Here is a 13,433-nt window from a genome sequence, read left to right on the forward strand (position 1 = left end):
TGCCGGTTCCTTCCGGTTCTTTCGGGTCAGCCCTCGGACGGGGCGAGGCGGGCGAACAGCCCGTGTCGCGGAGCCCCGTCCGGGGCGGACCAGCCGGCCAGCACCCGTCGCCCCGGGCCGTCTCCGGCGGGAGCGGGACCGTCGTGCAGGACGCGGCACACGGTCAGGGCCGCCCCCGGGCCTTCCCGGCCCGCCGGGCCCACGGTGACCAGGCTCGCGTCGGCGGTGTCCGTCACGGTCCCGGGGCCGGACAGGTCCTGCGGCAGCCCGGCCCCCTCGGTACGGACCTCGACCGCCGGGTCGGGGACGCCGCTCTCGTTCTGGTCCTGGGCCGTCGTACGCCCCGCCAGCAGGGCCAGCAACTGCTCGACCAGGACCACGTCGTGGGTCCCGTCGTAGACCCAGCGACGGCCCAGCACACCGTGCTCGGAGGTGCCGATCAGGCCGTCCTCGGCCCCTTCCAGCGGAGCCCCGCGGTAGGTCAGCGGGACCAGGTAGGTCACCGGCCCGTCCCCGGCGGCATCGGTGACCACCATGAACTCGATGCCCACCTCGCCCTCGGGGTCGTCGAGCCGGAAACCGCCGGCCTTGGCGAGCTGCGGGGCACCGGCGCCGCCCCGGTACCAGGGGCGCCGGGGCAGCCAGGCGGCCAGGAGTTCGAGCTTGCCGGGCGACATGGTGGTGCGGTGGATGACAGCCATGATCCACAAACTACCCGGGCGGCCGCGGTGCCGACCGTTCGCGCGACCCGCCGCCGGCTTCCGGTTCCGAGGCGAAGGCCGCCCTCAGTTCCTCCCGAAGCGACCGCTGGAAGGCCGTCACCAGCGCCTGGACCACCATCGGCTGCATGTGCGCCGACAGCGCCTTCATCGACTCCACCCGCTCCGGATCGCTCTCGCCCTCCGTGAACGGCCCCCACACCTCGTCCCGGAACAGCGCCGTCAGCTCGTGCGCCGCCGACCTGGCGTGCTCCATCAGCACCCTGCGCGCCGCCAGGATCGTCTCGTGGGCGATCGGCACGTCGAGCAGCGCGACCCCGAGCCGCAGCAGCCCCACGTCCACCCGGAACCCGTCCCCCGAGGCGGCGAGCACGTTCATCGCCTTCAGCCGCCGCACGTCGGTGTCCGACAGGCTCCGCCCCGCCCGCTTCTCCAGCTCCTCCCGCGACACCTCCCGGGCCGCGTCCGGAGCCCAACTGGCGACCATCGCCCGGTGGATGGCCAGGTCATGGGCGCTCAGGTCGTCGGGCAGCGCGTCCAGGTAGCGCTCGATCGCGGACAGGGTCATGCCCTGGTGCTGCAGCTCCTCGATCAGCGCGAGCCGGGACAGGTGTTCCGGCCCGTAGTGCCCCACCCGACGAGGGCCGATCACGGGAGGGGGCAAAAGTCCGCGGGTGCTGTAGAAACGAACGGTGCGCACGGTGACGCCCGCCCTGGCCGCCAGCTCGTCGACGGTGAGCATCGGCTCGGGTGCCTGGTCGGCCATCGTCTGCGCCTCGCTCTCTGCTCCACAGCTTGGGTTCAACAGTATTGCTGTCGCACCAACGATGTGAAACGGCCAGGAGCTGCCCATGACCACGAACCTGCGACTGCCCGGACGACCCGAAGAGATCACCCTGCCGGCCCTGCTGTCCCGCAACGCCGCCGAGTACGCGGAGCTGCCCGCCCTCTCCTGGCGGGACGGCCCCGACGCCGACGGGTGGACGACCCTCACCTGGGGCGAGGTGCGCCGCAAGGTCGCCGTCCTCGCCTCCGGATACGCCGCCCTCGGCGTCGAGCGCGGCGAGCACGTGCTGATGATGATGGGCAACCGCCCCGAGCACTGGCTCAGCGACCTCGCCCTCGTCCACCTCGGTGCCGTGCCCGTCACCGTGTACGGGACCTCCGCACCCGAGCAGATCGCGCACATCGCCCGCCACAGCCGGGCCCGGGTCGCCGTCGTCGAGGGCGCGCGCGAACTCCTGCGGTGGGAACCGCTGCTGGCCGACCCGGCGGTGCCGCTGGAGCGTCTCGTCGTGGCGGAGGCCGCCGAGGCGGGCGGGCACTCCACCTACGGCTCCCTGTACTCCGGCGGGGCCCGGTTCCACCGAGCCGAGGCCTTCGAGAAGGCCTGGCGGGAGACCCGCTCCGAGGACCCGCTGACCGTCGTCTACACCTCGGGCACCACCGGCGACCCCAAGGGCGTCCGGCTGACCCACCGCAACCTCATGCTCCAGGCGATCCGCCTCGACCGGCACGTGGACCTGCCCGAGCACGCCGAGCACATCTGCTACCTGCCCTTCGCGCACATCGCCGAGCGGGTCCTCGGGATCTACCTGCCCCTGCTGCGGGCCTCGCACGTCATGCTGTGCGCCGACCCCACCGCCGTGTCGGCGGCCGTCCGCGAACTGCGGCCGGTGCAGTTCTTCGGCGTGCCCCGGGTGTGGGAGAAGCTCGCCGCCTCGGTGCGCGCGGTCCTCGCCCAGCTGCCCGAGGCGCAGCGCACCGCCATCGAGGCCGCCAACGACCTGGCCCGCGCCCGGGCCGGCCACCGGGAGCGCGGCGAGGAGGTGCCGGCCGCGCTCGAAGCCTCGTACGCGGGGGCCAAGGAGCAGGTGCTGGACCCGCTGCTGCGGCTCGCCGGGATGGACCGGCTGATGTGGACGGCCAGCGCCACCGCGCCGATGCCAATCGACGTGGTCCGCTTCTGGGCAGGCTGGGGCATCACCATCATGGACGCCTGGGGGCTCACCGAGACCTCGGGTGTGTGCACGGTCAACAGCCCGGACGCCTTCCGGCTCGGCTCGGTGGGCCGCCCGATCGAGGGGCTGGAACTGAGGCTGGCCGAGGACGGGGAGATCCTCACCCGCGGGGCGACCGTCTTCGGCGGCTACCTGCGGCCGGACGGCTCGGTGGAGAGCGCCGCGGACACCGAGGGCTGGTTCCCGACCGGGGACATCGGCCGGGTCGACGAGGACGGGTTCCTCTGGCTGACCGACCGCAAGAAGGAACTGATCATCACCTCGAACGGCAAGAACGTCTCTCCCGCCCTGGTGGAGAACACGGTCAAGGAGCACCCGCTGATCGGCCAGGCGCTCGTGCACGGTGACGGCCGCTCCTACCTCGTCGCCCTGCTGGTCCTGGACCCGGAGCTGGCCCCGGTCTGGGCGGCCGCCCGCGGCGTCGAGTCCGCCTCCCTGTCCGAACTCGCCGCGCACCCGGCCGTCCGGGACGAGATCGCCCGCGCGGTGGAGGCGGCCAACGCCCGGCTCAACCGGACCGAACAGATCAAGCGGTACCGGCTGCTGACCGAGGAATGGGGCCCCGAGACCGGGGAACTCACGCCTTCGCTCAAGCTCCGCCGCCGGGTGGTCCGCGACAAGTACGGCGCCCTGATCGACGGCCTGTACGAGGACCCGTACGAGACCGCCTGATCAGGCGTGCCCGGTGCGGTGAGCGGGACCCCACCCACCGCACCGGGCCCGCGTCCGGCGGACCTCGCCAGTCACGGCGCTAGGGGGTGTCACGGTGTGCGCTTCGGCGTGAGTTCCGATGGTGCGGTGGGCCCGTTCCGGGCGTCCGACGCGGGGTTTGCCGGGCGTGCAGGGGCGGGAGTCGTGCGTGCTGCCGACGGCGGGGCAGGAACGGGGCTACGTCATCCCCCCGCCCGACGGCAGCGGCTCGGCGCCGCAGCAGTCGCAGGGGGCGGGCTCCCGCGTGTTCGTCCGCTGCCAGGTGATCCCATCAGTAGTCACAGCGCGGCCACGATGTTGGTAGCGGCCGTGGTGTGTTCCCGTCCGCCCTGCGGCCGACGGATGTAGGCGATCTCCGCCCAGACGCTACCGTCGCCGACGGCGACGTTCTCCTTGACGACAGCCATCAGGATTCCCTCGACGCCGGACGCGATGTCCCGGACCGGTCTGCGGAGCAGGGCGTGAGGCAGGTGTTCGTGGGCGTCGTGAGGGGTGGCCATGCCGGGCTCCCATGCCGTCGTGAGCGGGTGGAGTGGCCTCGTACGCCTGCGGAGTTCCGGGCCACAGGAGGATGATGGGCCGGCACGCACGTGGGCGGACAGGCCATCGCGTGGCCATGCGTGGCCACGCGATGGCCACGGCCGGGGACAGACACGATGACACCTCTCACCGGGGCCACGAGCCCCCGCAACGACGCGCTCCGGGCCGCTCGGCTCCGGGTCGGATGGCGCACGATGGAGCAAGCCGCAGTGGCACTCACCGCCCACGGTCAAGCGCTATTGGACGACATGCACTTCAGCGTCTCACCGCGTACCTGGCGAAGGTGGGAAGGCCGGGAAAGAGACCGCGGTTGGCCACTGGAGGAGACGGCGCAGGTCCTGCATGATGCGCTCAGCCGGTGGCCGGAAGAGCTCGGATTCGCTCCGCCTTCCGGCTGGATCCGTCCCGAGGCACACCATGGGGAAGACATGTGGCGCACTTTCGCATCCGTCACTGCGGCCGCGCTGATGCCCGGGCCCGTCGCCACACAGCATGTCGACCCCGCCCTGATCGACTACTTTCAGCAGCAGCTCGAAGGCCACTACAGGGCCGACATGTTTCTGGGGCCGCACGACCTCATCGGGACCGTGTCCGCCCAGTACCAGCTGATCGACAAGCTCGTCCGCTCCGCAAAGGGCGAGACCCGTCGAGGCCTACTGCGTGCCGGTGCGGCCTACGCCGCACTCGTCGGCTGGCTCTACCAGGACGCCGGGGACCTCGGAGCCGCTGCGTTCTGGCGGGGGGTGACGCAGGAGATAGCGGTCCGGTCCCGGGACTCCCACCTCATCGGCTACTCCCTCGTCAACCAGGCCCAAGTCCGAACCGACCTCGGCGACGGCCACGGCGTCATCGACCTGTGTGAGGCAGCGCTCACCGACGCGGACCTCCTCGTGCCCAAAGTGCGGATCATGGCCCTGCAGCAGCAGGCACACGGTGCCAGCCTCACCGGCGACCGCGACGCAGTCGACCGCCTCATCGACACCGCAGACGGGCTGCTACCGCGCGTCGACGACGATCTGCCATGGGGCAACGCCTGCCGACGGACTCCGGGTTACCTAGAGGTGCAGCGGGCAACCTGCTACGGCCGGCTCGGCCTCGGCGTGGAAGCCGACCGGCTGTGGACTCAGGTCCTGGCCGCGGTGCCCGCCACCGCGCGCCGGGACCGCGGCGTGTACCTTGCCCGGCACGCCACCGCAGCGGCCGTCTCGCGGGATCCGGACCACGCGGTCGAGATCGCGCGCGAGGCGGTGGTGATTGCGCTTGAGACCCGGTCGGTGCGGATGCTGCGCGAACTCGGGACGCTGGAGCGGGTCATGCGGCCGTGGCACGATGCCCCGGTAGGCCGGGACCTCGCAGAGGTTCTGGGGCCCGTGAACGAGGGGAGCTGACGTGGGCGTGGTGAAGCCGTTGACGCACGAGGAGATCGCCGAACACCTGGCAGTGCTGCCGGGGTGGGAGCAGGTGGGCGACGAGATCACCCGGACCTACCCGATCCGCTACCACGCGGCCGTGGCCGCGATCGTGACGATCGCGGACCGGTCCCGGCGGATCCAGCACCATGCCGACCTCGACCTGCGGATCGACCACCTGCGCGTCGGCATCACCACGCACGACGCCGGGAACCGGCTCACCGCGGCCGACTTCGACCTCGCCCGGCGCATCGACGCAATCGTCGCGGCGCACCAGGCCCTGCCGCTGGACTGACCCCGGGCGCACGAGAGCGCCCCCTCCCGCCCGCAGGCGGGAGGGGGCGTTGTTCTGTGCCGGAGCCCGTTTCCGGCTGATCCGGGCCCGCGGGCTAGCGGCCGATCAGCGGGTAGTGGTCGCTGAGGTTGGTGTAGGTGTAGGACGTGCCCCAGCTGGAGACCGTCCAGGGGGCCGACTGCTCCTTGACCACGTTGTTCTCCCAGCCCGCCGGGCGGGCGTTGCCCTTGCGGTAGAGGACGTAGTCCAGGTCCTCGCGCGGGTCGGTCGGGTAGCGGTAGTTCGCTATCGAGTTCAGCGCCGTGTCGAAGGAGTACGGGTGCCCCGTGCGGCGGTCGGAGTCCGCCAGGTCGGCGTTGGCGAGCAGGCTCGCGTACTCGGGGGTGCGCGAGTCGACGTTGAGGTCGCCCGCCACGATGACCTGCTCGTTCGCCGGGATGTTCTTCCCGTCGAGGAAGGCGTCCACGGCCCGGAACTGACGGGCCCGCATCTCCGCGGCCTCGCCCGCGCCGCAGCCCGGGTCGGTGGACTGGGCGTGCGTGCCGACGACGTGCACCTTGGTGCCGTTCACGTTCAGGACGACGTAGGCGAAGCCCTTGTTGGACCACCAGTCGGCGCCGCAGGCGTCCTTGTAGACGACCTGCTCCTTGCGGAGGATCGGCCACTTGCTGAGGATCGTGACGCCGCCGTCCTCCGGGGTGGTGGAGGAGTAGGCGCCGCCCGTGGCGTCCCAGCCGCTCTTGCTGCGGCCGACGACGGGGGTCTGGTACGGGTACTGGGCGGCGGAGTTCGCCTTCAGCGCGTCCGAGGAGCTGTTGTCGAAGGCCTCCTGGAGCACGACCACGTCGTGGCCCTGGTAGAAGGAGGTCCTGGGGATCTCCGCGGCCCGGTGGTCCTGGCCCCAGTTCGGGTAGAGGTTCTTGCTCATCAGGAACACGTTGTACGACAGGACGCTGAGCCGGGGGGCGGCGGCGTTCTCCGCGGCCGAGGCGGCGGGCGCGGTGGTGGCGGCCAGTGCGCCTGCGGCGACCGCGGCGACGGCCGTGGCGGCGGCGCGGCGCGAGCGGGTCGTGGAAAGCAGCATGAAGGTCTCCGTCATTCCTGCGGGGGAAGATCGACGCCGTCATACAAGCAGCAGCAGTTACCTCTGGGTAACACCCGTGCAGAGACTTTCTGTCCGTGAGACGGCCGTCCGGTGCTCGCATACTTGTCATATGACGAAGACGGACTCGGCACACCCCACCGGACCTGCGGGCACGCGCCGCACCGACCCCGAGCCGCCCCCGCCGGGCGGGGTGCTGTGGACCATCGCAGGCGACGTCCGCGCGCTGCTGATGCTGCCCGCCGCCTTCACGATGCAGGTCGCGCACCCCGCCATCGCGGCCGGAGTCGACGAGTACTCCGTCTTCCGCACCGACCCCTGGGGCCGCGGTGAGCGCTCCCTGCGCTCGGTCCAGTTGTGGGTGTACGGCGGGGAGGCGGCGGCCGAGGAGGGCCGCCGCGTGCGCCGCCTGCACAAGGACATCCAGGGCACCGACACCCGCGGCCGCCGCTACCACTCCCTCGACCCCGCCTGCTACGCCTGGGTGCACGCCACCGGCTTCCCGGTCTACCTCTACGCCGGGCGCTACCTGCTGCGCCGCTTCACCCCGGCCCAGGAGCGGCAGCTCTACCAGGAGTGGCTCCAGGTGGGACGGATCCTGGGCCTCCGCGACCGCGACATGCCGCAGAGCATCGAGGAGTACTGGCCCTACTGGAAGCGGATGCTGGCCGAGGAGATCGAGCCGACCGCCGTCGCCCGCGAGCTGGTATCCACCGAGGTGCGGCTGCCCCGGCCGGAGGCCGGGTCGCCCGTCGTGCGCCTGCTGCTGCGGCTCACCTGGCCGGTGCTGCGGGCCGCGTTCCTGCGCCTGCGCGCCTTCGTCACCGTCGGCTACATGCCGCCCGAGGCCCGCGCCGCGATCGGCCTGGACTGGAGCCCGGCCCAGGAGCGCAGGCTCCGGCGGTTCAGCACGGCCGTACGGATCCTCGTACCGCTGCTGCCGGAACGGCTGCGGTACCTGCCGATCGCCCATCGGGCGCGGGCCGCGTGGCGTGAGGGCCGCCGCTGACGGCTCCCGGTGCGCACGCGGCGCGGTGCGCCCGCCGCCCCCGCCTGGTGCGGGGGCGGCGGGCGGTGCGGCCTCAGTGCCGGTGACCGGGCCCGGAGCCGTGCTCGGTGTCGTGCCCGGTGTCGTGGATCGTGTTGGTCTCCGCGATCTTCTTCCAGGACTTGGGCTCCGCGGCGGGCTTCGCCGGGGCGGCCTGCTCCAGCGAGCGCGCCGAGGGCTTGACCGCCGAGGGCTTGGCCGCCGACGGGTTGAGCGCCGAGGCCTCCGGCTTGCCCGGGGTGTAGAGCCAGGTCTCGAAGAGCTGCGCGAGGGGCTTCTTCGAAACCTTCTCGGCGTACCGGACGAAGTCCCCGACCCTGGCGTTGCCGTAGGCCCGCTCGGCCGGCCACCCCTTGAGGATCTCGAAGAACCTCTCGTCGCCGATCTCGTTGCGCAGCGCCTGCAGGGCGATGGCGCCACGGTCGTAGACGGCCCCGTGGAACTGGTTGTCCGGCCCCGGGTCACCCGGCTTGACCTGCCAGAACGCGTCCTCGGCGGGGCGCAGGGCGTAGGCCCAGTCGGCCAGTTCCTGCGCCGTGCCCTCACCCTCCTTCTCCGACCACAGCCACTGGCTGTAGCGGGCGAAGCCCTCGTTGATCCAGATGTCCTTCCAGCCGTCGACGGAGACGCTGTCGCCGTACCACTGGTGCGCGAGTTCGTGCACGACCACCGAGACGTTGGCCCCGTTCCGGAACGTCCCCGGCCCGTAGAACGGCCGCGTCTGGGTCTCCAGGGCGAAGCCGGCGGTCACGTTCGGCACGTAGCCGCCCAGCGCGTTGAAGGGGTACGGCCCGAAGACCCCCTCCAGCCACTCGGCGACCTCGCCGGTCCGCTCCACACTGGCCCGTGCCGCGCCCGCGTTGTCGCCGAGGTCCTTGCTGTACGCGTTGAGGATCGGCAGCCCGCCCGCCGTCTTGTCGGTGGTGATGTCGAACTTGCCGACGGCGAGGGTGGCGAGGTAGGTCGCCTGCGGCTTGTTGGAACGCCAGTTGTACCGGGTCCAGCCGAGCCGCGAGCTCTGTGACTGCAGCACGCCGTTGCTGATCGCCTGGGTGCCGTCGGGGACGTTGACGGACACGTCGAAGGTGGCCTTGTCCAGCGGGTGGTCGTTGCTCGGGAACCACCAGACCGCCGAGTCGGGCTCCTGCGCCGCGACCCCGCCGTCGGGCGTGCGGTGCCAGGCCGTCCAGCCGTCCACCTTCAGCTCCGAGGGCTTTCCGGCGTACTTCACGACGACGGACAGCGGCGCGTTGCGCGCCAGCGGCTTCGCCGGGGTGACCTCCAGCTCGTGGGAGCCGGACGTGGCGAACTTCGCCTTGACCCCGTTGACGCGGATCTCGCTGACCTGGAGGCCGAAGTCCAGGTTGAAGCGGGACAGGTCCTGCTTGGCGGTGGCCAGCAGGGTGGCCGTGCCTTCCAGCAGGTCCGTCTTCGGCTGGTACTGCAGGCGCAGGTCGTAGTGCGACACGTCGTATCCGCCGTTGCCGCTGGCCGGGTAGTAGGGATCGCCGATACCCGGGGCACCCGAACCCGAACCCGCCGCCGACGCCGGGATCACCAGCAGGAGGGAAGCGGCGAGCACGCTCGGGGCGATGACTTTGCGGTGCACGAATGGCTCCAAGTGGTAGGGGAGACAGATCGGTTCACAGAGTGGTCCAAGGCCTTGTCGCTCGACCGTATTCACCCTTGACCGCTCAGGTCATGTCCATGGCCCCTGCTGTCACACGATCGCCATTCGGCCGTCACGGGCCGACCGGCGCCGCGGCGGCGGCGCCGCGTGCGCCGAGCGCCGGACCACTGCCGCCGGCGGCCCGGTCCCGCCCGGCCGGGCCCGTGGCCTGCGGCGCAGCCACCGGCTCAGGGCCCCGCGGGCGCGGGCGCGGGCGCCGCGGGGGAGGTCCGCAGGGCGGGGAACGCCGTGCCCGGCCGTCGCGCCGGGGCGTGCGGATCGGCCGGATCGGGCCGGAACGGCCCGGCGCGCAGGGCCCGTCGCCGGCCGCCGGGGTACGTCGTCCTCAGGGTGAGACCCGCACCACCGACCCCGGCCCTACCGGGCATACCAAGCAGTCGGTAACCTGCCGTGCATGACGCTTCCCCTGCTCGCCGCCCGTCGCTGTTGGCACGCTGCGATCAACCCGCTGCACGCGACGATCTACTTCTCGCCGGACCTCGGCAAGGAGCTCGCCACCCTCGGGATCAAGGACCCGGTCGCCGTCAACCTCGCCAGCCGCTCCGCCGCCATGGGCGCGGTCGGCCCCGGCACGGTGACCGCCACCTTCTACAACTACCGCCACGACCTGATCGCCCGGCACCTGCCGGCCGTGTGGGACACCGCCACGCCCGAGCAGGTCCTCGCCGCCCGGCTGCGCGCCGCCGACAGCACCCTGCGCCGGCTCCTCGGGCCCGAGACCATCGGGTCGCCCGAGATCGCCGAGGCCGCCGACCTGGCCATGCTCGCCACCGAGGGCTGCACCCGGCACGCCCGCACGCTCTACGCCGCCCATGCCGACCTCCCCGTACCGGACGCGCCGCACCTGCGCCTGTGGCACGCCACCACCCTGCTGCGCGAGCACCGCGGGGACGGCCACCTCGCGGCCCTGCTGCTCGCAGGCCTGGACCCGGTGGAGGCCCTGATCAGCCACACCGCCACCGGCCGCGGCATGTCCGCGAAGTGGATCAAGGCGATCCGCGGCTGGGAGCAGGCCGACCTGGACGCCGCGACCGAGCGGCTGCGCGAGCGCGGCATCCTCGACGCCGACGGCGAGCTCACCGACGAGGGCAAGGCCGTGCGCGAGCGCCTGGAGACGGACACCGACCGCCTCGACGCTGCCCCGTACGAGCACCTGGGCGAGGAGGGCCTGGCCCGGCTCGCCGAACTCGGGAGCGCCTTCGTCACCAAGGCGATCGGCGCCGGGGCCTTCCCGCGCGACCTCTTCGGCAGGGCCTGACCGGCGGGGCGGGCAGGGTTCCCGCCGTCCGCCACCGCCACCTGCCACAATTGGCAGCCTTCCAGTGCAAACGAAGGCAGGCGGGACCCGATCGTGACGACGTCCATCGAAGGCAGGATCGCCGAGGAGCTCGGCGTACGGGAGCGGCAGGTCAAGGCCGCCGTCGAGCTGCTCGACGGCGGCTCCACCGTGCCGTTCATCGCGCGCTACCGCAAGGAAGCGACCGAGATGCTCGACGACGCCCAGCTGCGCACCCTCGAGGAGCGGCTGCGGTATCTGCGGGAGCTGGAGGACCGCCGCGCGGCGGTCCTGGACTCCGTACGGGAGCAGGGCAAGCTCACCGACGAACTGGCGGCGCGGATCGCCGAGGCCGACACCAAGGCCCGGCTGGAGGACATCTACCTGCCCTTCAAGCCCAAGCGGCGCACCAAGGCGCAGATCGCCCGCGAGGCCGGTCTGGAGCCGCTCGCCGAGGGCCTGCTGGCCGACCCGTCCGTGGAACCAGCCGCCGCCGCGGCCGCGTTCGTCGACGCCGACAAGGGCGTCGCCGACCCCGCGGCCGCCCTGGAGGGCGCCCGGGCCATCCTCACCGAGCGGTTCGGCGAGGACGCGGACCTGATCGGCGAGCTGCGCGAGCGCATGTGGGGCCGTGGCCGGCTCGCGGCGAAGGTCCGCGAGGGCAAGGAGGAGGCGGGCGCCAAGTTCGCCGACTACTTCGACTTCGCCGAGCCCTTCACCGCGCTGCCCTCGCACCGCGTCCTCGCCATGCTGCGCGGTGAGAAGGAGGACGTCCTCGACCTCACCCTGGAGCCGGAGGAGCCGAGCGAGGTCCCCGGCCCGTCCACGTACGAGGGCATGATCGCCCGCCGCTTCGGGGTGAACGACCGCGGCCGCCCCGGCGACAAGTGGCTCGCCGACACGGTCCGCTGGGCCTGGCGTACGAAGATCCAGGTGCACCTCGGCATCGACCTGCGGACGCGGCTGCGCCAGGCCGCCGAGGACGAGGCGGTACGGGTCTTCGCGTCGAACCTGCGCGACCTGCTGCTCGCGGCGCCCGCCGGCACCCGGGCGACGCTCGGCCTCGACCCGGGCTTCCGCACCGGCGTGAAGGTCGCCGTCGTGGACGCGACCGGCAAGGTCGTGGCCACGGACGTGATCTACCCGCACGTGCCCGCCAACAAGTGGGACGAGTCCCTCGCCAAGCTCGCCCGCCTGGCGAAGGAGCACGCCGTCGAGCTGGTCGCCATCGGCAACGGCACGGCCTCCCGCGAGACCGACAAGCTGGCCGGAGACCTCATCGCGCGCCACCCCGAGCTGAAGCTCACCAAGGTGATGGTCTCGGAGGCGGGCGCCTCCGTGTACTCGGCGTCCGCCTTCGCCTCGCAGGAACTGCCGGACATGGACGTGTCGCTGCGCGGCGCGGTGTCCATCGCGCGCCGTCTGCAGGACCCGCTCGCCGAGCTCGTCAAGATCGACCCGAAGTCGATCGGCGTCGGCCAGTACCAGCACGACCTGTCCGAAGTGAAGCTCTCGCGCTCGCTCGACGCGGTCGTCGAGGACTGCGTGAACGGCGTCGGCGTGGACGTCAACACCGCCTCCGCGCCGCTGCTGTCGCGGGTCTCGGGCATCAGCGGCGGCCTCGCCGAGAACATCGTGGCCCACCGCGACGCCAACGGCCCCTTCCGCAGCCGCAAGGGCCTCAAGGACGTGGCCCGGCTCGGCCCGAAGGCGTACGAGCAGTGCGCGGGCTTCCTGCGGATCCGCGGCGGGGACGACCCGCTGGACTTCTCCAGCGTGCACCCCGAGGCGTACCCGGTGGTCCGGGGCATGGCCAAGACGGCCGGCAGCGAGGTGGCGGCCCTGATCGGCAACTCCGGCGTGCTGCGCTCGCTGCGGCCCGAGCAGTTCGTCACCGAGGCCTTCGGTCTTCCCACCGTCACGGACATCCTGCGCGAGCTGGAGAAGCCGGGCCGCGACCCGCGCCCCGCCTTCAAGACGGCCACCTTCAAGGAGGGCGTCGAGAAGATCGGCGACCTGACCCCGGGGATGGTCCTGGAAGGCGTGGTCACCAACGTGGCCGCCTTCGGCGCCTTCATCGACATCGGCGTCCACCAGGACGGACTGGCGCACGTCTCGGCGCTGTCGAAGACCTTCGTCAAGGACCCCCGGGACGTGGTCAAGCCGGGCGACATCGTCCGCGTGAAGGTCATGGACGTGGACATCCCGCGCAAGCGGATCTCGCTGACCCTGCGCCTGGAGGACGAGGCCGGGGCGGAGCGCGGCGCGGGCGCTCCCCGGCAGCGCGAGGACCGGCGGGCCGGCGGCGGTGGCGGCGGCCGTCCGCCGCAGCAGCGCGGGTCCGGCACCCGCGAGGGCGGCCGCAACCAGGGCCAGGGCGACCGCGGTCAGGGCCGCCGGCAGGGCGGCGGCAACGCCCCCGGCCCCGCCAACAGCGCGATGGCCGACGCCCTGCGCCGTGCGGGTCTCACCGCCCCCGAGGAGCGCCGCAAGAAGTAGCCGCCGTCAAGGGTGCCTTGAAGCCACCCGGCGCGTGTGGATCCTCGTACGCAGTGGCCGAAAGCCTTCCCCACCTGGGGACTTGCCTTGCCAACTCCCGTACAAGATCTGTAGGCATGGTGG

11 protein-coding genes are annotated in these 13,433 nt (G+C 72.4%); 6 read left to right on the forward strand and 5 right to left on the reverse strand.

The features are described 5' to 3' along the window. Positions 1-26: 26 nt before the first annotated feature. Positions 27-701 (reverse strand): maltokinase N-terminal cap-like domain-containing protein, encoded by a 675-nt coding sequence (locus DEJ51_RS28215; protein WP_150260393.1) that lies wholly within the window; start codon positions 699-701, stop codon positions 27-29. A 10-nt stretch (positions 702-711) separates the two neighbouring features. After that, the gene (locus tag DEJ51_RS28220) at positions 712-1,485 is read right to left on the reverse strand and encodes a MerR family transcriptional regulator (protein WP_150260394.1); all 774 of its coding nucleotides are present in this window, start codon (positions 1,483-1,485) and stop codon (positions 712-714) included. An 85-nt stretch (positions 1,486-1,570) separates the two neighbouring features. Here DEJ51_RS28220 and DEJ51_RS28225 point away from each other — a divergent pair, with 85 nt between their 5' ends. Further along, positions 1,571-3,412: an AMP-dependent synthetase/ligase gene (locus tag DEJ51_RS28225; protein ID WP_150260395.1), complete on the forward strand. Its 1,842-nt coding sequence runs from the start codon at positions 1,571-1,573 to the stop codon at positions 3,410-3,412. A 317-nt stretch (positions 3,413-3,729) separates the two neighbouring features. On the opposite strand, the gene DEJ51_RS28230 is transcribed toward DEJ51_RS28225, so the two are convergent. Beyond that, complete coding sequence (locus DEJ51_RS28230; RefSeq protein ID WP_150260396.1) at positions 3,730-3,951, reverse strand: hypothetical protein; 222 nt, start codon at positions 3,949-3,951, stop codon at positions 3,730-3,732. A 156-nt stretch (positions 3,952-4,107) separates the two neighbouring features. Here DEJ51_RS28230 and DEJ51_RS28235 point away from each other — a divergent pair, with 156 nt between their 5' ends. Both DEJ51_RS28235 and DEJ51_RS28240 read left to right on the forward strand, forming a co-directional pair. After that, positions 4,108-5,379 (forward strand): Twin-arginine translocation pathway signal, encoded by a 1,272-nt coding sequence (locus DEJ51_RS28235; protein ID WP_150260397.1) that lies wholly within the window; start codon positions 4,108-4,110, stop codon positions 5,377-5,379. 1 nt (position 5,380) lies between these two features. Beyond that, on the forward strand, positions 5,381-5,695 hold the full coding sequence (locus DEJ51_RS28240) for a 4a-hydroxytetrahydrobiopterin dehydratase (RefSeq protein WP_150260398.1): 315 nt from the start codon (positions 5,381-5,383) through the stop codon (positions 5,693-5,695). Positions 5,696-5,789: 94 nt separating this feature from the next. On the opposite strand, the gene sph is transcribed toward DEJ51_RS28240, so the two are convergent. After that, positions 5,790-6,779 carry a sphingomyelin phosphodiesterase gene (sph, locus tag DEJ51_RS28245; protein WP_150260399.1) on the reverse strand — a complete coding sequence of 330 codons (990 nt, stop codon included), beginning with the start codon at positions 6,777-6,779 and terminating at the stop codon, positions 5,790-5,792. A 130-nt stretch (positions 6,780-6,909) separates the two neighbouring features. Between sph and DEJ51_RS28250 the strand changes: the two genes are divergently transcribed. Next, positions 6,910-7,806 carry an oxygenase MpaB family protein gene (locus DEJ51_RS28250; protein WP_150260400.1) on the forward strand — a complete coding sequence of 299 codons (897 nt, stop codon included), beginning with the start codon at positions 6,910-6,912 and terminating at the stop codon, positions 7,804-7,806. 73 nt (positions 7,807-7,879) lie between these two features. On the opposite strand, the gene DEJ51_RS28255 is transcribed toward DEJ51_RS28250, so the two are convergent. After that, positions 7,880-9,454 (reverse strand): M1 family metallopeptidase, encoded by a 1,575-nt coding sequence (locus DEJ51_RS28255; RefSeq protein WP_150260401.1) that lies wholly within the window; start codon positions 9,452-9,454, stop codon positions 7,880-7,882. 475 nt (positions 9,455-9,929) lie between these two features. Between DEJ51_RS28255 and DEJ51_RS28260 the strand changes: the two genes are divergently transcribed. Beyond that, positions 9,930-10,793: an SCO6745 family protein gene (locus DEJ51_RS28260; protein ID WP_150260402.1), complete on the forward strand. Its 864-nt coding sequence runs from the start codon at positions 9,930-9,932 to the stop codon at positions 10,791-10,793. Positions 10,794-10,886: 93 nt separating this feature from the next. Beyond that, on the forward strand, positions 10,887-13,310 hold the full coding sequence (locus DEJ51_RS28265) for a Tex family protein (RefSeq protein WP_150260403.1): 2,424 nt from the start codon (positions 10,887-10,889) through the stop codon (positions 13,308-13,310). Positions 13,311-13,433 lie beyond the last annotated feature (123 nt).

This window comes from Streptomyces venezuelae, from assembly GCF_008642275.1.
GTDB lineage: Bacteria > Actinomycetota > Actinomycetes > Streptomycetales > Streptomycetaceae > Streptomyces > Streptomyces venezuelae_E.